This is a genomic window from Clostridium pacaense, assembly GCF_020709765.2.
In the GTDB taxonomy this organism is placed as follows: Bacteria; Bacillota; Clostridia; order Lachnospirales; family Lachnospiraceae; genus Enterocloster; species Enterocloster hominis.
Genome location: NZ_JAJFEB020000004.1, coordinates 23,568 through 44,735, shown reverse-complemented (window position 1 = coordinate 44,735; position 21,168 = coordinate 23,568). Strand labels below are relative to the sequence as shown.

19 protein-coding genes and 1 pseudogene are annotated in these 21,168 nt (G+C 53.9%); 4 read left to right on the top strand and 16 right to left on the bottom strand.

The genetic code is table 11. The features are described 5' to 3' along the window. Positions 1-170: 170 nt before the first annotated feature. The 7 genes from LK536_RS38310 to dapA all read right to left on the bottom strand — a co-directional run bounded on the left by LK536_RS38310 (position 171) and on the right by dapA (position 8,536). A complete protein-coding gene (locus LK536_RS38310; protein ID WP_227795560.1) occupies positions 171-962 on the bottom strand; it encodes an alpha/beta hydrolase in 792 nt (263 codons plus the stop codon). A 20-nt stretch (positions 963-982) separates the two neighbouring features. Beyond that, positions 983-1,831 (bottom strand): MBL fold metallo-hydrolase, encoded by an 849-nt coding sequence (locus LK536_RS38305; protein WP_120056228.1) that lies wholly within the window; start codon positions 1,829-1,831, stop codon positions 983-985. 18 nt (positions 1,832-1,849) lie between these two features. Next, positions 1,850-3,136: a TRAP transporter large permease gene (locus tag LK536_RS38300; RefSeq protein WP_227795561.1), complete on the bottom strand. Its 1,287-nt coding sequence runs from the start codon at positions 3,134-3,136 to the stop codon at positions 1,850-1,852. Then, positions 3,133-3,621 carry a TRAP transporter small permease gene (locus tag LK536_RS38295; RefSeq protein WP_227795562.1) on the bottom strand — a complete coding sequence of 163 codons (489 nt, stop codon included), beginning with the start codon at positions 3,619-3,621 and terminating at the stop codon, positions 3,133-3,135. The genes LK536_RS38300 and LK536_RS38295 overlap by 4 nt, the downstream gene beginning before the upstream one ends. 77 nt (positions 3,622-3,698) lie before the next feature. Further along, entirely contained in the window at positions 3,699-4,802 is a 1,104-nt protein-coding gene (locus LK536_RS38290) for a TRAP transporter substrate-binding protein (RefSeq protein ID WP_040379753.1), read from the bottom strand. Between the two features lie 330 nt (positions 4,803-5,132). After that, positions 5,133-7,466, bottom strand: coding sequence for a helix-turn-helix transcriptional regulator (locus LK536_RS38285; RefSeq protein ID WP_227795563.1), 2,334 nt, complete (start codon positions 7,464-7,466; stop codon positions 5,133-5,135). A 179-nt stretch (positions 7,467-7,645) separates the two neighbouring features. Continuing rightward, positions 7,646-8,536, bottom strand: coding sequence for a 4-hydroxy-tetrahydrodipicolinate synthase (gene dapA, locus LK536_RS38280; RefSeq protein ID WP_008717886.1), 891 nt, complete (start codon positions 8,534-8,536; stop codon positions 7,646-7,648). Between the two features lie 127 nt (positions 8,537-8,663). On the opposite strand from dapA, the gene dpsA reads away from it, so the two are divergent. Continuing rightward, on the top strand, positions 8,664-9,488 hold the full coding sequence (gene dpsA, locus LK536_RS38275; protein ID WP_227795564.1) for a dipicolinate synthase subunit DpsA: 825 nt from the start codon (positions 8,664-8,666) through the stop codon (positions 9,486-9,488). A gap of 36 nt (positions 9,489-9,524) precedes the next feature. Beyond that, positions 9,525-10,112 (top strand): dipicolinate synthase subunit B, encoded by a 588-nt coding sequence (locus LK536_RS38270; RefSeq protein ID WP_227795565.1) that lies wholly within the window; start codon positions 9,525-9,527, stop codon positions 10,110-10,112. 16 nt (positions 10,113-10,128) lie between these two features. On the opposite strand, the gene LK536_RS38265 is transcribed toward LK536_RS38270, so the two are convergent. From LK536_RS38265 to LK536_RS38255, 3 genes are all read right to left on the bottom strand, one after another. Next, on the bottom strand, positions 10,129-11,250 hold the full coding sequence (locus tag LK536_RS38265; protein ID WP_227795566.1) for a pyrroline-5-carboxylate reductase family protein: 1,122 nt from the start codon (positions 11,248-11,250) through the stop codon (positions 10,129-10,131). Positions 11,251-11,331: 81 nt separating this feature from the next. Beyond that, positions 11,332-12,087 carry a 4Fe-4S binding protein gene (locus tag LK536_RS38260; protein WP_227795567.1) on the bottom strand — a complete coding sequence of 252 codons (756 nt, stop codon included), beginning with the start codon at positions 12,085-12,087 and terminating at the stop codon, positions 11,332-11,334. 11 nt (positions 12,088-12,098) lie between these two features. Then, positions 12,099-12,347 carry a DUF6783 domain-containing protein gene (locus LK536_RS38255; protein WP_329602214.1) on the bottom strand — a complete coding sequence of 83 codons (249 nt, stop codon included), beginning with the start codon at positions 12,345-12,347 and terminating at the stop codon, positions 12,099-12,101. Between LK536_RS38255 and LK536_RS38250 the strand changes: the two genes are divergently transcribed. Then, complete coding sequence (locus tag LK536_RS38250) at positions 12,267-12,449, top strand: DUF6783 domain-containing protein (RefSeq protein WP_329602215.1); 183 nt, start codon at positions 12,267-12,269, stop codon at positions 12,447-12,449. The two genes, LK536_RS38255 and LK536_RS38250, sit on opposite strands and share 81 nt — an antisense overlap. A 90-nt stretch (positions 12,450-12,539) precedes the next feature. Here LK536_RS38250 and hydA read toward each other — a convergent pair whose 3' ends face one another. The 5 genes from hydA to LK536_RS38225 all read right to left on the bottom strand — a co-directional run bounded on the left by hydA (position 12,540) and on the right by LK536_RS38225 (position 17,728). Further along, positions 12,540-13,922 carry a dihydropyrimidinase gene (hydA, locus tag LK536_RS38245; protein WP_025486524.1) on the bottom strand — a complete coding sequence of 461 codons (1,383 nt, stop codon included), beginning with the start codon at positions 13,920-13,922 and terminating at the stop codon, positions 12,540-12,542. Positions 13,923-13,927: 5 nt separating this feature from the next. Next, positions 13,928-14,446, bottom strand: coding sequence for a GNAT family N-acetyltransferase (locus LK536_RS38240; protein WP_008717893.1), 519 nt, complete (start codon positions 14,444-14,446; stop codon positions 13,928-13,930). Positions 14,447-14,609: 163 nt separating this feature from the next. After that, positions 14,610-17,192 carry a selenium-dependent xanthine dehydrogenase gene (gene xdh / locus LK536_RS38235; RefSeq protein WP_227795568.1) on the bottom strand — a complete coding sequence of 861 codons (2,583 nt, stop codon included), beginning with the start codon at positions 17,190-17,192 and terminating at the stop codon, positions 14,610-14,612. 38 nt (positions 17,193-17,230) lie between these two features. Further along, on the bottom strand, positions 17,231-17,470 hold the full coding sequence (locus tag LK536_RS38230; protein ID WP_227795569.1) for a putative Se/S carrier protein: 240 nt from the start codon (positions 17,468-17,470) through the stop codon (positions 17,231-17,233). Positions 17,471-17,626: 156 nt separating this feature from the next. Beyond that, complete coding sequence (locus LK536_RS38225) at positions 17,627-17,728, bottom strand: DUF6783 domain-containing protein (protein WP_327395555.1); 102 nt, start codon at positions 17,726-17,728, stop codon at positions 17,627-17,629. On the opposite strand from LK536_RS38225, the pseudogene LK536_RS38220 reads away from it, so the two are divergent. Further along, positions 17,687-17,833 (top strand): annotated as a pseudogene (locus LK536_RS38220) (DUF6783 domain-containing protein); the annotation flags it as partial. The gene LK536_RS38225 and the pseudogene LK536_RS38220 overlap by 42 nt on opposite strands. 194 nt (positions 17,834-18,027) lie before the next feature. Here LK536_RS38220 and ygfK read toward each other — a convergent pair. Further along, positions 18,028-21,012 carry a putative selenate reductase subunit YgfK gene (ygfK, locus tag LK536_RS38215; protein WP_227795570.1) on the bottom strand — a complete coding sequence of 995 codons (2,985 nt, stop codon included), beginning with the start codon at positions 21,010-21,012 and terminating at the stop codon, positions 18,028-18,030. Positions 21,013-21,168: the final 156 nt, after the last annotated feature.

Below are 21,168 nucleotides of genomic sequence, written 5' to 3'. Positions count from 1 at the left end.
CTGACCAACTCAGGACTGTGGTCAAAACCGGCTTTTTCAGAATTTGTGCGCAAAGCTCCAAACTGTTATTCCTTTTATGGAGACAAATATACCATAAAATGCCATTTCAGTCAATATGGCGCCTGTCTAATACCGCTGTTTTCTTTGAGCCAGCCGGTCCCCCAACTGCCTCATAGCCCGAAAAACCTCAAGACAGGATCAATCTGGCTGTCCCAGAACATCCAGTCATGATTCCCCGCTGCTTGCGTGTATTGGTATTCCAGTCCGGGCATTTCCTGCTTCAGCCACCTTGAAAATTCCAGGTTCGCAGGATACAAAGGATCCTCCGTTCCTATGGACTGCATTATTTTAGGCCAGTCCGCCGCATCCCTTTTCTTCAGCTCCAGACATTTCTGCCTTAAATCGTATTCTGAGCCGTCCGCCTGCTCCGGACATCCGAAACAGTCAGCGATATTTTCCCTGAAATCCGGAACGGAAAACATCTGGCTGCCCACATCCAGGACAGCGCCCGGCGTAACCGCGGCCGACAGCGCCGCCGCCCCCGCATATTGTTCCGGGCAGGACAAGGCAAGGTAAAGGGCGCCGTATCCTCCCATGGACAGGCCTGCAATATAATTATCCTTCCGTTCCAGGGAACCGTGGAAAAAATTCGCAACCGCCCGGGGCAGCTCCTTTGCCAGGTAATCAAAATACCGGTAGCCATGTTTCCCATTGATGTAAAATCCCCTATGGGCCGTGGGCATTACCACAATCAGTTCCCTGTCCCTCACCTTAAGTTCCAGCATGCTCTTCCTGATCCACCCGGTCTGGTCATCCCCATGTCCGTGAAGCAAATACAGTACCGGATATTTCTTATGGGAGTCATCTGATATGGGCATGCCCCTCTCCTCCGGCAAAAGCGCCAACACAGACGTGTTCATCCCAAGATAGTAGGAAAAAAAGTTCAACTCCGCCAATGCCATCCCTGTTACCCTCCCTTATATTATTTTCGCTGCTCCGCCAGAAGCATGCGCTGGAAATTCGCGCCCGCGGACCGGATGAATTCCTGCCACTCCCCGGAATCGATAAACGGGTTGTCTCCGTCTTTTTGGCTTTTCATTTTTTCATATTTTTCCAGTGTATGATTCTGGGCCGCGTGATTGCCCAGTGTAATATCCACCTTTTCATTGCGGATTTTCTCAAGACTTTCCGGGAACTGCCGCCTGCACTGGGAATTGTGGTAACGGGCAATGAAATCCGATGTCATTGTATTCACACCCGCCCCGCCGAAAAGCCCTGCCCGAAGGACGCGCGTCCCATCGGTCACATCAAAGAAAAACGACATGACCCCATCCGTGTGTCCCGGTGTCGCGACCGCTTTGATTTCTGTATTCCCCAGCGAAATGATGTCCCCGTCGCGGATTTCCACATCCGGGACAAAGGGTTCGGTATACGCATATCCCCTGCAATCCGCACAGAGGGCCAGCTGCGGCTGTTCACAGAACATCCTGGCGTCCGCCTCCCCCAGAAAGGTCCTGGCCCCGGACAGCGCCTTAATCAGCGCGGTCCCGCCAAAATGGTCAAAATGTCCATGGGTATGCAAAATGATACGTATATCCTCCGGCCGGAATCCCAGTTCCCAGATTGACTGGATTAAGAGCGCCGCCGTGGACGGATAAGTGGTGTCAATCAGGATAAGGCCGTCCCCGCTGTCAATCAGGTGCGCGCCCACATCCGCATTTCCCACATAATACAGGTTCCCAAATATACGGAACGGTAAAACCCGGTATTTCTCCGGATATTTATAAAGTCCGTACAGCTTCTTAATATCCATGTCAAATTCAGTAGCCATATGTAAGCATCCCTCCTATCATTTCATCAAAAGGTCTGGTATGGTTGTAACAATCTGCGGGAATATCCCGCAGGCCACAAGCACACATACAATCACTGCCAGGAACGGCAGTACGGCCCGGGCTGTTTTTGTCACGGAGACATTCCCCACCCCGCTGATGACAAACAGCAGTCCCCCCACAGGAGGCGTGATGTTACCGACCACTGCGGTGGTACAGAGGATTACGCCAAAGGCCACCGGGTCAATCCCCACCTGCTGGATGACCGGAAACAGCAGCGGCGCCAGTACCGGGACAATGGCGGCATCCGCCAGAAAGCAGCCAAGGAAGAGCACAAATGCGATTATGATAAGCATCAGTATCTGCGGCTGCGAGGATATTCCGATAAGCAGCCTTGTCATCATCTGCGGAATCTGCAGGCTTGTCAGGATCCACCCGAACACCGCTCCCGTCCCCATTAAGAACAGGATGTTGGTGCTGGACTTAGCTGCGTTGAGCAGGATCCTCTTTACATCGCTTATGTGGATCTCACCGCTGAGAAAGCCCACCGCCCCCGCGTATGCCACACCGATTGCCCCTGCTTCCGTGGCTGTAAACATGCCGGACAGGATACCTCCGATAATCACGATTGGCAGGAGCAGCGCCGCCAGGGATTTCCTGAAGGACACCATGATTTCCTTCAGGGAGCATCGTCTGGCAAGCTTCGCCTGGTAGCCCCTTTTTTTGGAAATACGGTAGGCCGTGAACATCAAAAGCATCCCTATGATGATTCCCGGGGCAATACCGCCTAAAAAAAGCTTTGCAACGGAAGTGCCTGTCAGGGAAGCGTAAACCACCATGATGATGCTGGGCGGAATCACCGGCCCCAACACCGCCGCACTGGCGATGACCGCCGCGCTGAAGTCCACATCATAATTCTCTTTCTTAAGGGCCGGGATCATCATGGAACCCACTGAAACCCCTGCAGCCGTACAGGAACCGCACATGCCCGCAAAAATCATGCAGGCCAGGATACTGATATGTGCAAGCCCTCCTGTGATATGTCCCACCAGCTTAGATGAGAAATCCACAATTTTACGGGTAATCCCGCCGCTGTTCATCAGTTCGCCCGCCAATATGAACAGGGGAATCGCCATCAATGCAAAGGAATCAACCGTGACAAACATCCGCTGCGGAATCAGGATGGCCGGGATATTCGGCGTCAGCAGGATGTACACCATGGCCGCCAGCCCCGTGGCAAAACTGATAGGCAATCCGCTGATTAAAAGTACAAAAAAAAGAATCCCCATTATGATTGCTGCATTCATTCCTCCACCTTCCCCTCCCCGCTGCCTTCCCTGAAGTCCCATATGGCGCGCCGGATACTGTTAATCCCCATGAACACGCCGGAAAATGGAATCGTCATGTAAACCCACCCCAGCGGGATCCGCAGGGCCGGAGACACCTGATACATATTTTTAACCGCAAGCTCCCAGCCTGCTTTTGCCAGGAACAGGGAGAACAGGAACATCAAAGCATAGAGCAGGAGGCTGTAATAGCGCCTTACCCTGCACGGCAGCTGCTGTATTATGATATCCACGCACACGTGTCCCTTGTCCCTGACGCAGATAATGCCACCGAAAAATACCACCACCGAGAATAAATACCGGCTGGCCTCCTCCGACCATGGGATGGAACTGTTAAACACATACCGGAATACCACCTGTGTGAAACAGAGCACCGCCATTGCAAAGGTGCAGCTTACCAGCACCCATTCCAGTATACTGTCAAAAATCCTCCAAATCTGTTTCATAAAAAACCCTCCATTTACAAGGGGCAGGCATAGGCGTCTGAACATCCATTCCCGCCATATGCGCGCCCCAAAACCGTCTATTCAGCCATGGCCCGGATCTGGTCAATTGTCTCCTGGTCAATCACATCCTTAAAATATTTCTCTGAAACACCGTTCATGGCTTCCCGGAACTGCGCCATCATCTCCTCGGACGGGATGATCTGCTGGATTCCGCTTTCCGCAATCACCTTCTCGTATTTCTCAGTATCCGTGACCATGTTGGCCCGGTCCGCATCGGAGGCCTCCTTAACCGCCGCCAGCAGCATCTGCTGCTGTTCCCCGGTCAGCGACTGATAATATCCCTCATTAATCAGAACCACCATGGCCCCGCTTACATGGTTTGTAACCGTCTCATACTTGACCACTTCATTAATTTTGCCGCCCACAATAGAGCTGACGGGAAGTTCAACCCCTTCGATCATTCCTGTCTGCAGGGCCGTATAAACGTCCCCCGCCGGAAGCGGCGTCGCATTACAGCCAAGGGTGGTGAACATATCAACGAAAATCGGCACCTCCGGGACCCGGAGCTTCAGCCCCTTAAAATCAGCCAGGGATTCAACCGGCTTTTCCTTGGTCCAGACCGTGCGGAACCCTTCATTAAACAGGCCAATCACACGCATTCCCTTCTGGTCGCAAAAATCCTGAAGGATCTTCTGGTTGATATCGCTGTCATAGAACTTATAGAGATGGTCGTTATCCTCAAACAGGAACGGCATCCCATAGATGGAAAACCTGGGTTCAAATGATTCTAAGGCCCCTACGCCTACGATACACATTTCCACGGTCCCCATGGAAACGCCTTCCACGAAATCACGCTGTCCCCCCAACTGGCTGGCTGGGAATATCTGGATATCAACAGCGCCCTGTGTCTCATCCTTAAGCTTAACGCTCATGTCTGTCAGACATTTGATAGGCGACGTGTCCGGCATCAGGGTTGCCGCCAGCTTCATCACTTTCTGTTCCTGAGCGCTGCCCTCATTATTTTCTGCCGCAGCGGACTGTGGCTGCGCTTGGGTGGAAGTTTCGGATACGGTTCCTTTATTTGAACCGCAGCCGCTGATTACCATGCTGCTCACGGCCGCCAATGCCATAATACCCATAATGGAACGTTTTGACGCACGACACAATTTTTTCAATATCATACCTTTATCTCCTCTCAATCCATGGACCTTCGTCCATCCTTCATAACGGTTCTCTTATTTTACCAGCGGCCGCCTGGCTTGTTTTTACTATACCCACGGCTTTCCCAAATGTAAATGACGTTTCCTGTGGATTGTTCACAATTCTTTCATCAGCAAAAAAAATGTTAATCATCACAGATATCATTCATTGCGGACATCCCCGCCATTGGGCCGGTCCACCCTGACCCAGCCTGCCCTGACCCGGTCCAACCTGACCCAGTCTACCCTAACCCAGTCCACACAAAACGGGCCGGAAGGAATCCTATTCCCTCCGGCCCGTTCCCGGTACCGCTAACCACGCTTCAAATCCCTGTACTGCCCGGGTGTGACATTCTCATATCGCTTAAAAACCCGGATAAAATTCTGGACCGAGTTAAATCCTGTCCTGTAACCAATCTCCTTCACGGTCAGACGGTTTGTCATCAACAGCTTTTTCGCCTCCTCAACCCGGCATTCGTTCAGGTAGTCATTAAAATGCTTATGCAGCGCCTCCGTAAAAAGCTTGCTCAGATAGGACGGATTCACCCCAAGATACCCGGCCACCCCGTTGAGTGACAATGAACTGTCCGAATAATGCTCATCGATGTAGCTCCGGGCAGCGACGATGAATTTATGACGCCGTTTTTTATAATAGCCCTCCAGCAGGGATACCAGCCCGCGTCCCGCCTCCTGTGCCTTTCCGGTCAGTTCCTCCACCGTCCTGTCCCCGTATCCTGAGTCCAGGCCCGTATCCCCCTCCGGCCAGTCAACATGCAGCTCAATCAGGCATTCCTCCACCGCGTTGCAATAGTCGGTCAATGCCTCCCGGGCCTTCTGCCCGTTTTCCGTATCTGAGGTACACTCCGAAAGAAGACGGTCCGCCAGGGCCTGTGCGCCCGCCATGTCCTCCTCTTCCACCATCTTTGCCACCTGCCCCACACGCATGCGGTAATATTCCAGCTGTGACCGCGGTTCATTCGGCGCCCCGCCGCCCTCATTTTCCCCGGTGCTCTGATCCATATAACGGATATACATCAGCTGTTCGCGCGCCTGCTGAAAGGAAAATCCAATGTCCTCCATGGAATCATATACCTGTCCGCGGCCAATCTGGACCTGGAAGGTGGCATTCTGTACCGCGCTGCAGAAATCGCGTATCAGGCCGGATGTAAACTCCTTTACCTTAAACACGGCGGTCCGGCGGTCAAATTCCAGAACCGCAGCCGCCAGATTCCCCTCATACAATTGGACATGGAGGGCGCAGTCCGTGCCTGCCAGCTTGTACAGCAGGTTCCTTGCACCTACGAAATATACCCCCGCTTCAACTTCGTTCAATTGTCCGCTTTCCGGGGTCGTCAGGAGGATGGCCAGAGCAACATATCTTCCCTCACAGCCAAACACGCTTCCGACCCTTGTAAACGCGGCACGGAGGTCTGTCCCCGGCTCCCAGTGTCCCGACAAAAGGTCGCGGAACAGTTTTTTCTCGATATCCGGTGCAATCTCCCGGATGACCGCGTTCAAATCACTGTTCTGCACCGCCGCATGGTCGAAGGCGGCGGTCAGCAGATCATACTCGTTGCGTATATCTGCCCCGTCCGATGGCAAGGGCATCCCTTTCCGGGTGACAGAGGACAGCAGACGGTTAATGGGCGCATAAATCGTACGGGTTATGTATAGGGAAAGGAACAGGCTGACAAAAAAGAACATGATGAGCAGCGGCAGGATTAAAAGCAGGATATCGGATATCTCCGGCGCAAACAGATGGCGGTCTTCCAAAAGCACATATCCCCACCCGGTCAGGGCGGAGGTGACCCGGAATGTCAGCCCCTCCCCGTTATCCGTATAACCGTCCATATCCCCGTTAGCCATATAACCGTCCATATCCCCGGCTATCCGCATTTCCTCCCGGGAAGCCATGCCCTTCCCATGGCGCGCCAGCCCGTCCCCGCCATCCCCGCCGGGCACCGGCCCGCCAAACAGTTCCTCTCCTCCTGCATCCATCACAAGGATACGGCCTGACAGCGCCTGCCTGCCCGCTGCCAGCTGGCGGAACGCCTCCGGGGACAGCTTATAAAACAGGGTCCCCAGACGGTTGATCCCGGTCATGGGAAAATCCCGGACCATATACACGTCGTCCCCATAGTGGAACAGGCGTGTATCGGTACTGCCGAATGCCGCACTCCCGGAAGCATTTTCAATGAACGTTTCCACGGTATCCCTTCCCTCATACCGGTCAAGGGGAGTGACTTTCTGACTGGATGTATATACGGTACGGGAAAATGGCACATACAGCAGGATTTCCTCAACGGAAGGATTCTTCCCGGCGGACGCATGCAGCAGGTTCGCCACCTCAAAATCCCGCTGCCCCTGTTCAGACGGCGCAACCACGGTGCTGATGATATTCTCATTCTCACTGACCTGGGTAATGCTCTGATTGATATAAGAAAGCGTCAGGTCAATGGCATCACATGTCTTCCCCAGCATATTCAGGTTAGAAAGACAGAACTTCTCCGTTATCTGGTCCGAAACCACCTTATAACTGAAACCATAAAAAATCATGATCAGCAAAAACATCAGCCCGATTAGGATTGCCAGTGTTTTTGTGAAAATACTCCTGTATTTGTACCTGCTGATAAATCTTAAGTCCATGTCCCGCCCCTTTTGTCCACCCCATGATGGACCATGATTGATTGTACCGTATTGCATATCCCCCTATCCCCGGATATGCAGTATGAAAATATTATACTGTAGGACAAATTCTTTCGCAATACGGGAGGGGGATTTTATTCCTGCCCTCCCGGTCCCGCTTACGCAGCCCTGCCTTTGCTTCAGCCGCAGATCCCATACCGCCGCATCACCGCAGCCAGCCGTTCCTTCTGCTTCCGTCCCATCGGCGTTAACGGCAGGCGGCAGCTGTCGGAACACACCCCCATGATGGACAGGGCCGCCTTGACAGGAATGGGATTCACGTCCCAGAACAGCGCCTCCATGATATCCAAAAGCTTCAGCTGCATTTCCCGGCTCTCCTTAAGCTTCCCGTCCAGGAACAGGCGGCACATGTCATGGGTCTGTCCGGGCATGATATTTGCCAGCACGGAAATCACTCCTTTGCCCCCAAGGGCCATGATGGGCAGGGTCTGGTCGTCATTGCCCGAATAGATGTCGAATCCGTCCCCGCAGAGCGCGGCCGTCCTGGCCAGGGCCGTCATATTGCCGCTGGCCTCCTTTGTCCCCCTGATGTTGGGGTGTTCGGAAAGGATCTTATATGTCTCCGGCCGGATGTCCACGCCGGTACGGCTAGGCACATTATACAAAAGGATGGGAATCCCCACATGGTCCCCCACCTCCGTAAAATGCCGCACCAGCCCTTCCTGGGACGCCTTGTTGTAATAAGGCGTTACCTGCAAAAGCCCATCCGCCCCCAGTTTTTCAGCTTCCCTGGAAAGCTTTACCGCATGTTCCGTGCAGTTGCTCCCTGTCCCGGCAATCACGGGAATCCTCCCGTCCACATGGCGAATCACATACTCCATCACAGACAGCTTCTCCCTGTCGTCCAGGGTTGCGGACTCCCCGGTGGTCCCATTGACAACAACCGCATCGGTCCCCCCGTCCATGATCCGGTCAAGGAGCCTGCCCATTGCTTCATAATCCAGGTTGCCGTATTCATCCATGGGCGTTACTATGGCAGCCGCGCTGCCTTCAAATATGCTGTGTCTCATTTACTCTCTGTCCCCCGGTTCATTCTCTATACTATCAGAAATATGACAAACATCCGCCATTGGTACCACTCACCAATTATTTCCTTTTCACATATAACAAAATATAATGAGATGAAAGGAGTTCCTTATGCATCACTTTCTCATTCTGGGCGGCGACCCCAGACAGCTTTACCTGTCACGCCTGTTAGAACAGGCAGGGCAGGAAGTATCCTTATATTATGAAAATCCCTCCTTTTCCCTGGGGGAAGCAATGGAGGATTCCGATATCATCCTCTGCCCTGTGCCATTTTCAAAGGACAAAAAAAACATCCACGCTGAAAACCAGCTTAAGGACATGGATATAAACACCTTCTTAAGCCGCCTCACATCCGCCCACACACTGTTTGGCGGCAGTATCCCCCTGTCTGTCACGGAGTACTGCAAGGCCCATGACATCCCCTGCATTGACTTCATGAAAATGGAAGAGGTGGCCTGTAAAAATGCCGTTGCCACTGCGGAGGGCGCTGTGGCCGAGGCCATTTCCCTAAGTCCCATGAACCTGCGGGGAAGTTCCTGCCTGATAACAGGATGCGGCCGGTGCGCCGAGGCGCTGGCAGATACGCTTACAGGCATGGGCGCCCATGTGGCCCTTGCTGGGCGGGATGCGAAAAAGCTGGCGCGCGCCTGGTGCCACGGCTACGAGGCGGTTCCCCTTGCACAGCTGGATTCCCATATCCACGGATATTCATTTATCTTCAACACCATACCGTCCATGGTTTTAGATGCAGGTCTTGCTGCCCTCATGGACAGGGACACGGTTGTCATTGACATTGCTTCGGCCCCGGGCGGGGTTGACCTTGAAGCCTGCAATGCACACGGCATCCGTGCCAGGCTCTGCCCCGGCCTTCCCGGCAAGTACTCACCCATGTCCTCTGCACGGATCCTGTATGAGGCCCTGTGTTCCCGCATCTGAAAACCATAGACGCGGCCTGTTAGAAAGGAGTTTTTTATGGAATTAAAAGGAAAAAGTATCGGCCTGGCCATGACCGGGTCCTTTTGTACGTTTGCAAGGATGGAACAGGAAATCCTGAAGCTGAAGGAAACCGGGGCCATCCTGTACCCCATTTTCTCCGGCAATGTCCAGACCACGGACTCCCGCTTCGGGGATACCGGGGAATTCATCAAACGGATAACCGGCATGGCCGGAAATCCTCCCATCCTGCGCATCGAGGAGGCGGAGCCAATTGGCACCAGTGCATATCTGGATGTGCTCCTCATTGCCCCCTGCACCGGCAATACCCTGGCTAAGCTGGCCTGCGGGATTACGGACACCCCTGTGCTCATGGCCGCCAAGGCCCATCTGAGGAACGGGAAGCCCCTGGTCATCTCCGTGTCCACCAATGATGCCTTGGGGATTAACTTTAAGAATATCGGGGAACTGTTTAACACCAAGAACATCTATTTCGTGCCCTTTGGCCAGGATGACCCGGTGAAAAAGCCCAGTTCCATGATAGCCAGGACCGGACTGATTGAGGATACATTAAAAGAAGCCCTGGAAGGCAGGCAGATCCAGCCTGTCATCCGGGGCTGGCAGTGATGGATATCCAAACCATTCATCCGCGCTCCAGGGATATTCCTCTCTGATACACCTGCTCCGCCAGTCTGTAGGAAACGTCATAGGCCATGGACCCACTGCCCTTTAGGGGTATCCGGCATCCATGGGCGCCGCCCTGCACTTCCTCCCACAGGCGCTTAAATTCCTTCACAGCCTTCTCCGTCATGCCGCCGGGCGTGGCGTGGTCCTTCAGCTTCTCCTCCAGGAACTGCCTGGACTCAAGCTGAAGGGAGAGCAGGTGAAGCTCAAATGCCCGGGGCGCAAGGACCCGGACATTGGGGGACGGCGCGCCGTCCGGCAGCCTGCCATGTCCGGCGGCAAAGTCAAATGCCCCCTGGTACCACCCCTTCTCCAGCCAGGCCAGCTGTCTTTTATCCGCCTCCTCCGGTTCCGCCACAGGCTTTACAAGTCCCGGTCTTCCCAGTCTCCCACAGTTTAAGGCGTATAATATTCCCGCCGCCCTTGCGCACCCCCCTGCCCCATAATGTCCTTCCAGGGCAAAGCAGAGAAGATACAGCATATGGTACGTAATATTCATGGATAAAAGGGCCATGGACTCCTCGGGCGTACACCATAACACCTTGCCCAACGGCCCAAGGAAGCGGCCGACGGCTTCCCTGTGTCCTTCGGCCAGGGGAATCCCCTGGTCATATGTAACCTGGCTGCTGGCCAGGGAATACACGTCGACGCCTCCAATGGATGTCTCCATGGCCGGAAGCACGCATACGGTCCTCACATCCTCTCCCAGGACCTGCGTATACCATTCCGGGCGCGGGCTGGGGGCAAATGAAATTATCAGGGGCATGGGGGCGCCCTGGTTCCTCAGGAACCCTATATAAGGCTTTACCGTGCCTTCCACCACACCGGCCATCTCGTAAGGCCGGACCGAAAGGACCAGGAAGGCGGGTCTTAAGGCCTTCAGCCGTTCCAGGCAGTCCCCTATCATGATCTCAAATCCATACCGTTTCCTTAATTCCTCAAGCCGCCTGTCCGTTGCCTTGACTGCCAGTATCCTGGACTCATAACCATTTCCCAGAAGGCGTTCATAGCACGGGACCATATATTCCCCGATCCATCCCATGCCGATGACAGCCAGTCCGGCTTTCCCATAATCAATCATATATCCTTAACCTTCTCCCATCCAACCTGTACATATCCTTAACCTTCCCCATCCAATCTGTCTGAACAGCCGCTTCCCGCCTTACAGGAACAGTTCATTCTCCCTTCGGATTGCCTTGACCGGGGCCAGCTTCTGCTCCAGCATGGCCTGGGCCTGGGCGGGCAGCGACCTTGCGTGGACCGGACAGACAGCAACGCACCGCATGCACAGCATACAGGTCCCGGAATCGGTCGTGCCGGGCGCATCCGCGGGTATGGCCCCGGTGGGACATTGTTCCGCACAAAGGCCGCAGGTCATGCAGGTATCATCTGCAAGGGGAACAACCGGCATCTGTTTCCAGTCGCGGTAAGGCCGGTCTCCCGGGACCTGGGGTTCCTGCCATCCGTCCTTTGCCAGCTTCTCCAGGATTCTTCCTGCAAATCCACGGGCATCCTCCTCATCCTTATTATCCGGGCGTCCTGCTGCAACCTCCCTTGCCATGGAATGCTCTGCCAGAAGGGCGGCGCTTGCCCCGATTTTAAATCCCAGTTCCTTTAGAGCATCATTTAATTCTACCAGGGCGTCCTCAAAAGCACGGTTGCCATAAACAGCCACGGTAACGGCCACTGCCCCGTTCCCCCTGCACTGCTTAAGCAGCTTTGCCGCAAACCCCGGAATCCTGCCTCCAAACACCGGCATTCCCACTATCACAAGGTCCCCGGATTCAAAGGAGCACTCTCCCTTCAGGGTGCAAAGGTCCACCTCCCTGATGTCTCCCCCCATCCCGGATGCCAGGTTAAGGACGGCCTTCCTTGTGCCGCCTGTGGGGCTGAAATATACTGCTGATATGTTCTTCATGCTTCTGCCTCCTATATGTAATATTTTTCCATTCCTGTGACATGATACCAGGATTTAACTGTATCAGCTTTTCCGGTATTTTTCAATACCATGGCCATGTTTCGGGATGTAAACTGATCAGGCCTCCTAGAGCGTGTTTGAAAATTCATTCCCGCCATCTGCACGCCCCACTTCGCGGCATATTTGGTCCCAATTCGGTCAACGTAGCCCGCTACGCCTCCCTCATCGGGACCAAATCTCCCACAAAGTGGGACGCACAGCTGACGGAAAGCAATTTTCAAACACGCTCTAGTAAGACAAGGCAGAGGCTTCCAGCTTACCGCCGCAGACCTCTGCCTTCGTACATTCAGGATTCATATTAATAAAATGTATTTCCTGCGTTTAGCAAACCTATATACAGCATTTCTCACGCTCACCAAACCTGTACACAGCATTTTTAGCACTTAAAAAACCTACAGATCATACTTCCCGCGCTTAACAAACTTACCTGCCTTCTCCACCACAACCTGATGGTCCCTCACCACCTGGGTGCCGCGCAGGTACACGCTTTCGATGCGCGCGGTCAGCTTCCTTCCCTCAAAGGGCGCATAGTCCACGTTCTGTATCTGGTCACCGGCCGTTACCACGTCATCCACACCGGTCCGCATCACCACGATGTCCGCGTCGCTTCCCGGCGCAATTGCGCCTTTTAACGGATACATGCCGTACAGCTTAGCCGGATTCTCCGACAGGAGTTCACACATCTTTTCCCTGGTAATCCTTCCTGTATCCACGCCGTATGTATAAAGAAGGGTTCCTCTTGTCTCAACCCCCGGCATACCGCCCGGTATCTTGGTGAAATCATCCATGCCAAGCTTTTTCTGCTCCGTGGTAAAGCTGCAGTGGTCCGTGGAAACCGTCTGTATGGTGCCGTCAGCCAGGGCCTTCCACAGGCACTGGGAATCCTCCTTTTTCCTTAATGGAGGCGCACACACGTATTTAGCGCCTTCAAAGCCCGGAAGTCCGTAAAGGCTGTCATCCATAAGCAGGTACTGGGGACAGGTCTCCGCGTATATCTTCTGCCCTCTTCTCCTTGCTTCCATGATGACATCATAGCCTTCCTTACAGGTAAGGTGCACCACGATTACAGGGATATCCACCACCTCTGCCAGGCGCAGCAGGCGGTCAATGGCCTCTGCCTCCGCGGCAGCCGGACGCGTGGCCGGATGGCTTTCAACCCCCATCCTTCCCGCTGCCTTTGCCTCTGCCTGGAGGGCCGCAATCATGCCGCTGTTCTCACAGTGCACTCCGGTAATCCCGCCCACTTCCTTCAGCCTCCTAAGGATTTCGAAGATTGTCCTGTCATCCACCTGGGTATCATAAGTCATGTACAGCTTGAAGGAAGTAATGCCTTCTTCCATCATATCATCCAGTTCCCTGCTGACCGATGGGTTCCAGTCCGAGATGGACATGTGGAAGCTGTAGTCGCAGGAACATTTGCCGTCCGCCTTTTCATGCCAGTTCCTAAGCCCGTCCGCCAGGCTCTCGCCCGCATACTGGGTGCCGAAGTCCACGATTGTGGTGGTGCCGCCCCTGACAGCTGCCCTGGTTCCCGTTGTAAAGTCATCCGCGGTCACGGTTCCTGCCACATGCAGGTCAAAATGGGTGTGGGCATCAATGAATCCAGGGAACAGAAGACAGCCTGTCACATCCGCCACCTGGGTGTCCTGGTCCGCCAGGCGCGCGATTTCTTCCGTACTGCCTACAGCCGCCACCTTTTCCCCGTCAATGAGCACATCCTCCCGGAAACTGCCGCTTCCGGTCACCACTGTCCCGCCTTTTAATATCTGCTTCATAATCCTCACTCTCCTGTTCTGTCTATGTGATAAAGCTGTTGTCCCTGATCCGCCATCCGGCTTAACTGCTCCCCGTCTATCCGGTAGACCGTCCAGTCGCTCATGGCCTTGGCGCCCATGCCCAGATAAAAGTCAATACTTGGCTTATTCCAGTCCAGACACCACCACTCCAGACGGCCGCATCCCCGTTCCACTGCAATGGAAGCCAGCTGGTTTAAAAATGCCTTCCCAAATCCACGGCCCCGGTACCCGGGACATACATATAAATCTTCCAGATAAATGCCTGCCCGGCCCAGGAAGGTGGAAAAGTTATGGAAAAACAAGGCAAAGCCCACGGTTTCCCCGTCACAGCTTCCAAGAAGCACCTCCGCCTTCTGCTTTTCAAACAGCCACTGGTCCAGTAGTTCCTCCGTAGCCACCACCTGGTCCAGCATCCCCTCATAATCAGCAAGTTCCTTTATGAACCTGAGAATCAGGGGGATATCTCCCCGCTCCGCGAAACGGAACCTGATTGTACCATCCATCCCGTCACCTCCTGTAATGTGTTTCGTCCAAACATGCGCTTATGTGGAACAAGCGAAAAGCAGGATACCTGCCTTTCGCCGTCCGTTTCAGATACCTGGTCAGGAAATCCCCCTCCCCGGGGCCTGTTTGAAAATCCATTCCCAGCATCTGCCGTTTATTCATTTATTTCTTTTTCTTATAGAATGTATTCTCCATAGGAAGCTTTGTCCTCAGCACATGGTCCATGGCGTAATAAGCGCCCTGGACTGCCGGGGCCGTGGGGATGGTGGCAATCTCGCCGATTCCCTTTGCGCCGTATGCAAATGGCAGCTGTTCTTCCTTCTCCACATAAATCGCATGGATATCCGGAATCTGTGTGGAACGCATCAGTCCCAGTGTGCCGTACTTGGCCTGTGGAACGCCGTTCTTCAATGGGAAATCCTCTGTCAGGGCATATCCCAGTCCCATCAGCACGCCGCCTTCAATCTGTCCCTGGATGGAAATCGGGTTCACGACCTTGCCTGAATCATGGGCAGCATACACCTCTTTTACCTTGCCGTCATCGTCCAGGATGACCACATGGGTTGCAAAACCATAGGCCACATGGCTCTTTGGATTGGGGACATCCGCTCCCAGCTTGTCTGTGGGGTCAAAGAATTCAGCAAAGAACTCCCTGCCTTCCAGCTGTGTCATGTCACCGCCGGCTTCCTTAAGGGCCTCCAAAAGGTCTGCCGCGGCCATCCTCACCGCCTCGCCCGTAATCAGGGTCTGGCGTGAACCGGAGGTGGTGCCTGAATCCGGTGCAACCTCGGAATTGGCGCCCATGTTCTTAATCTGGTCCTTCTTAAGTCCTGTTACCTCTGCAACCATCTGTACAAATACGGTTGCGCAGCCCTGTCCGATGTCGGAAGCAGCCGCATATAACTCCACCCTTCCATCATGGACCGCCAGCTTTGCGCGCCCTTTGTCAGGAAGGCCCACGCCCACGCCTGCGTTCTTCATGGCACATGCGATTCCTGCCCTGCCGGGATTGCCCTCATATGCATCCTTAACCGCCAGAAGTGTTTCCTTCAGCGCGGTGGAGCAGTCTGCAATCTGTCCGTTTGGAAGCACCTTGCCTGGTTCGATTGCATTGCGGTAGCGGATTTCCCATGGGGAAATGCCCACCTTCTCAGCCAGAAGGTTGATATTGGATTCCAGCGCAAATTCACTCTGGCACACGCCAAAGCCGCGGAACGCGCCTGCAGGCGGATTGTTGGTGTAATAGCCGAAGCCGCGGATATCCGTGTTCTGATAGCAGTATGGTCCCACGGAATGGGTGCAGGCCCTTTCAAGCACGGGTCCGCACAGGGAGGCATATGCGCCTGTATCAAAGTAGATTTCACAGTCAAGTCCTGTGAAGATTCCATTTTCATCACAGCCCAGGGTGAAGGTTCCTTCCATTGCATGGCGTTTTGGATGGAAATTAATGGACTCCTGTCTGGAGAATATTACCTTAACCGGCTTCTGTACCTTTAAGGCTGCCAGTACGGCGATATGCTGGGTGGAAACGTCCTCTTTTCCGCCAAAGCCGCCGCCAACCAGTTTGTTTTCCACCACAATGCGGTCCGGGTCCCAGCCCAGCATGATGGAGATTTCCTTACGTGTATCGTATACGCCCTGGTCTGAGGTATAAACCTTGACACCATCCTTATAAGGAAATGCAACTGCGCATTCCGGCTCAAGGAACCCATGCTCTGTAAACGGAGTGGTGTAGGTCTGGGTCACCACGTACTTGGAATTCTCCAGCGCCTTTTTTGCATCGCCGCGTGTCACATGGCGGCTCTGGCACAGATTTCCCTTTTCATGGACCTTGGGCGCGTCCTCAGCCATGGCCTCATGGACAGAACATACCGGGGTCAGTTCCTCGTAATCAACCTTAACCAGCTTCTTTGCTTCCTCCAGGATATCCCTTGTCTCGGCAACAACCAGGCATATGGCATCGCCCACGCAGCGGGTGATATCGCCTTTTGCAATCATCACATCCCAGTCCTGCTGGAGATGGCCCACCTTATTATTAGGCACATCCTCGGCCGTAAGCACGGCCAGTACTCCCGGAAGGGCCAGCGCCTCCCCGGTATGGATATCCAGCACCTTTGCCCGAGGATACCTAGAACGAACGGCTGATGCATAAACCATTCCTTCCATCTCCACATCGCCAGGGTATTCGCCGTATCCCAGCACCTTTTCCCGCACATCCAGGCGGAAGGCACGCTCTCCCACCCCGTAGGAATCGCCCTTTTCCAGGGACTCCTCTATCTTCGCATCCCCTCTCAGGATGGCTGCGGTCAGCTGGATGCCTTCGATGATTTTCTTATATCCGGTACAGCGGCAGATATTTCCCTTCAGGGCAACCTTGATTTCTTCCTCAGTGGGGTCCGGCACCCTGTCAATCAGGGCCTTGCCCGCCATAACCATGCCGGGGGTACAGAATCCGCACTGCACGGATCCCATTGCGCCGAAGGCGTATACAAATGCCTCCTTCTCAGCATCGCTTAAGCCTTCCGTGGTAATGATGTTCTTCCCCACTGCGCGCTTGGTTGTCAGGATGCAGGATTTAACCGCCTTCCCGTCCACCACGATTGTACATGTGCCGCAGGCGCCCTCGCTGCATCCGTCCTTTACAGAATGCAGGTGAAGGTCCTCACGCAGATAACGCAGAAGAGGTTTATCCTCACTGGTGCTGCGCATCACTCCATTTACCGTAAAACTATAGTTCTCTCCCATCTTTACCTCCTGCCTTTACGCTCCAACGTAAAATAGCTTTATAAAAAAAGATTATGGATTCCCTCTGTCTCTATCCCGTTTTCCTGAATCAGTGATTCCAGCCCTAGCCGTTCTGCTGCCGGGGCGCTCCAGGCCATGCCGCAGCCGGCGCTGATCTGCCTTGGCACAGGTATCAGCCGCCCCGGGCTTCCTGCATCCTTTGCGCACTGCTCCATCCTCATAGCCATCGTCGTGGTATGGAAGGTAAATACCACCTTTTCCGTCTTTTCCCTAGCCATCCGAAAACACCTCATCAATCTGCCGTAATCCTGTCACAGACAGAAGTTCCTGTCTTTATTCTACCAAAAGAATAACGTTATTTTTTTAACAATTCAGCGCGTGTTTGAAAATCACATTCCTCTCCCTGTCCTGCGGACTGCCGGATTGGGGCGTGTTTAAAAATTGCTTTCCGTCAGCTGTGCGTCCCATTTTGTGGGAGATTTGGTTCCGATGAGGGAGGCGTAGCGGGCTACGTTGACCGAATCGGGACCAAATATACCGCGAAGTGGGGCGTGCAGATGGCGGGAATGAATTTTCAAACACGCCCCAGGACCGGACAAACCGCGAAGCTGGTCCTGCTTTGTCCTAAGGGGTACCTTTGATGGCTCCATCAGGGCAGGGGGAATGGATTTTCAAACACGCACTGGAATATAAGGAAATCCCCCTATCTTCACCGGGAACTTCCTGCTGCGCCAGGATATGTTTAAAATTCATTCCCGTCAGCTGACGGAACACAATTTTCAAACACACCCCGGGACTGTCAGGCACACCTGCAGCCCCCGGCGCACATTTTCATTTATAACATATAAGAATAATCTTTGATTACAGTTGCAATGATCTTCTGGATTCCGTCCGGCACATCCCCGTTCGCGGAACCAACCGTGTAATCCATCACATTGCCCTGGAGCCTTACCTTGCAGGCGCCGCTCACAGCATCCAGAACCGTGAAGCCCTGGTTCTTGCTGTTTTCCATATCCTTCTCATTGGCAAACAGGGTGAACTTGTCAAGATACGGCGCGCTGTCCCATGGACAGAAGCTCTTACAGTTGCCGCACTCATTACACATATAATCCACATGGATGATCTGGTGCTTCTCCATTCCCGGGACAACCAGGGAAATGTTGGCCCTGTTGGGGCATACCTCTACGCAGTTCTCGCAGTAGCTGTTACAGGACAGGCATCTGGTGCTGTCAACGATATGGTCATTCTCCTCTGCCAGCCTGCCCTTGCGGCCATAGATGGTGCCGGCGTCAGACAGCTTGAACAGATCTTCTGCCAGTACCTTGCCCACAATTGCCTCTGCGGCCATCTTGCCGTCGCGGATTCCTTCAACAACCGTGGCAGGTCCGTACAGGCCGTCGCCAGCCACGTACACGCCCTTCACGCTGGTTTCCAGGGTATCCTGGTTTACCTGGGGACGTCTTCTGCTGTCCAGGGCAATGCCGCATTCCTCGTAGAATGCACCCGGAACCTTCTCGCCCACGGCTGCGATAACCGTATCAGCCGGCACGGTCACAACCTCGTCCGTCTCCACGACGCCGCGGCGTCCGCTGGCATCATAGTCGCCCAGGACCATCTTCCTGCAGTACAGGGTTTTGTCCTCCAGCTTAACCGGGGCCAGAAGCTCGGCAAATTCCACGCCGTCCTCCATTGCCATCACCAGTTCTTCCTCGTCAGCAGGCATGAAGCGTCTGGTCCTTCTGTATACCAGGGAAACCTTCTCCACGCCAGCGTTCCTCTTAGCTGCCCTTGCGGTATCCATGGCAGTGTTGCCGCCGCCGATGACAACCACGTTCTTACCTAAATCCAGCTTGCCGTCCGTTGCCTTGAACTGAGCCAGGAAATCCAATGCATTCATGGTATCCCCTGCTTCCAGCTTAAGGGTTCCCTTATCAGAAGCGCCCACTGCCAGGACAACGTAATCATATTCCTTCTTTAACTCATCAATGGAAGTGATTTCCTTTCCATTCACCATCTCCACGCCCATGGCTGCAACAATCTTCACATCGTTGTCAATGGCTTCATCGGAGATACGGAATCCCGGAATCACGTTGCGGACAACGCCGCCCATCTTTGCTTCCTTTTCAAAGACAGTTACCTTTACGCCGCCCCTGGCCAGGAAGTAAGCAGCCGCCAGTCCTGCCGGTCCTCCGCCCACAACAGCAGCCTTCTTATCCGTGGTCACTGCCGGAACCTTGAACTTAGACATCACTGCCTCAAAGCCGCCTTCAGCTGCTTCCAGCTTGGTCCTTCTGATATCCACAGGGCTCTCGTAGAAGTTCCTGGTACATTTACTCATACAGTTGTGTGCACAGATGGTGCCTGTGATGAATGGAAGCGGGTTCTTGTTCAGGATGACTTCCAGGGCCTGTTCAAACTCACCGGCTCCGGCCAGCTGCAGGTAGCGGGTGATATCCTGGTGGATCGGACAGCCTTCCTGACACGGGGCCACGAAACAGTCTGTCAGCGGTACCGGCTTCTTAATCTTCCTGGAGGGAAGGGGTTTTACTGCCTTTACATGGTGCTTGTCGCTCTTGACAGCCTCTACCAGTGCAGCCGCCTTATCAGCATCCACGCCTGTGAACGCAGCCGCATCCTTTCCTGCAAAAATCTGGCCGATCTGCTCCAGCCTCTCATAGCCGCCCGGCTTTAACATGGTGGTTGCCATGGTCACGGGCCAGATGCCTGCATCCACGATATCTTCTATGTTAAAGTAATCAGCGCCGCCTGAGTAGGAAATGCGCAGCTTGCCGCCAAAGTCCTTAGCCAGCTTCATGGCAACTGACATGGATAAGGGATACAGGGACTTGCCGGACATGTACATCTCTTCGCTTGGAAGTTCATTCTGCTTCACGTCAACCGGGAAGGTGTTGGTAATCTTAACGCCGAATTCCAGTCCCTTCTCATCAGCCAGGGCCTGTAACCTCTCAAGCATGGGAACCGCATCCTCATACTGAAGGTCATCCTTAAAGTGGAAATCGCCGAATGCAACGTAGTCATAGCCCATGTCGTCCATAAGCTTCCTTGCGTACTCATATCCCAGAAGGGTGGGGTTGCATTTGATGAAGGTATGTACTTTCTTCTCCTCAATCAGGTAACGGGCAATGCGCTCAATCTCCTGCGGAGGACATCCGTGAAGGGTGGAAAGGGTTGCGCAGTTGCAGACCTGCGGGGAGATTCCCTCCACATCTTCCTTTGTCACCTTCTCAAACTTGTCAAGGTTATCGAGGAGCCACTGCCTGCACTCATTGAAAACAGCTGTCCCGGATGCATCCTTCATGCCCTCGATGAACCGGTCAATCTTCTCCAGCTTAATGCCCTCCAGGTCATATCCAACAGACATGTTGAACTGGAACCCGTCCATGGCACCAAGGCCGTATTCCTTAGCCAGCACCTTACATGCGAACCATGCTTTCACATACTCGTCAAATGCCTGGGGAACATACAGCTCCGTGGACCACTCACAGTTATAGCACTCGTCATCCGCCTTGATACATGGCTTTGCAACAGGAAGGTCCTCGCCGTCCAGCTTCTGTACGGTCTTCAGTTCAAAGAAACGGCTGCCGGCCACATAAGCCGCAACAATATTCTGGGTCAGCTGGGTGTGGGGGCCTGCCGCGGGACCGAAGGGTGTCTCCAGCTTGCGGCCGAATATCTCATAATTCTTTTCCGGGTCTGCCTTAAAAGGTTTCCTGACTCCGAAAACAGCACCTTTTTTGTGCTCTTTTAGAATCCAGTTCATCAGGTTTCCAAATGGAATGGGTGTCATGATATCGCTCATTTTATTCTTATCCTCCTTATTATAAGCACCAGACCAGGTCCCAGCACCGGACACAAGGGCCGCGGGGCTTAGAAAGCCCCCAGGCCAATGTCCTCCATCCGGCTCAGCCGCCCAGGGTATGTTTCCCTGAGGTGCTGATTCCCGCCGCCCTGCAAT

Bases quoted from the DNA above. Each gene is read 5' to 3' on its own strand.
- LK536_RS38270 (WP_227795565.1), top strand. From the start codon at position 9,525: ATGGAATTAAAAGGAAAAAGTATCGGCCTGGCCATGACCGGGTCCTTT.
- dpsA (WP_227795564.1), top strand. From the start codon at position 8,664: ATGCATCACTTTCTCATTCTGGGCGGCGACCCCAGACAGCTTTACCTG.
- LK536_RS38230 (WP_227795569.1), bottom strand. From the start codon at position 17,470: ATGGCTAGGGAAAAGACGGAAAAGGTGGTATTTACCTTCCATACCACG.
- LK536_RS38260 (WP_227795567.1), bottom strand. From the start codon at position 12,087: ATGAAGAACATATCAGCAGTATATTTCAGCCCCACAGGCGGCACAAGG.
- LK536_RS38285 (WP_227795563.1), bottom strand. From the start codon at position 7,466: ATGGACTTAAGATTTATCAGCAGGTACAAATACAGGAGTATTTTCACA.
- dapA (WP_008717886.1), bottom strand. From the start codon at position 8,536: ATGAGACACAGCATATTTGAAGGCAGCGCGGCTGCCATAGTAACGCCC.
- LK536_RS38300 (WP_227795561.1), bottom strand. From the start codon at position 3,136: ATGAATGCAGCAATCATAATGGGGATTCTTTTTTTTGTACTTTTAATC.
- LK536_RS38310 (WP_227795560.1), bottom strand. From the start codon at position 962: ATGGCATTGGCGGAGTTGAACTTTTTTTCCTACTATCTTGGGATGAAC.
- LK536_RS38265 (WP_227795566.1), bottom strand. From the start codon at position 11,250: ATGATTGATTATGGGAAAGCCGGACTGGCTGTCATCGGCATGGGATGG.
- LK536_RS38240 (WP_008717893.1), bottom strand. From the start codon at position 14,446: ATGGATGGTACAATCAGGTTCCGTTTCGCGGAGCGGGGAGATATCCCC.
- LK536_RS38305 (WP_120056228.1), bottom strand. From the start codon at position 1,831: ATGGCTACTGAATTTGACATGGATATTAAGAAGCTGTACGGACTTTAT.
- ygfK (WP_227795570.1), bottom strand. From the start codon at position 21,012: ATGAGCGATATCATGACACCCATTCCATTTGGAAACCTGATGAACTGG.
- LK536_RS38295 (WP_227795562.1), bottom strand. From the start codon at position 3,621: ATGAAACAGATTTGGAGGATTTTTGACAGTATACTGGAATGGGTGCTG.
- LK536_RS38290 (WP_040379753.1), bottom strand. From the start codon at position 4,802: ATGATATTGAAAAAATTGTGTCGTGCGTCAAAACGTTCCATTATGGGT.
- hydA (WP_025486524.1), bottom strand. From the start codon at position 13,922: ATGAAGCAGATATTAAAAGGCGGGACAGTGGTGACCGGAAGCGGCAGT.
- xdh (WP_227795568.1), bottom strand. From the start codon at position 17,192: ATGGGAGAGAACTATAGTTTTACGGTAAATGGAGTGATGCGCAGCACC.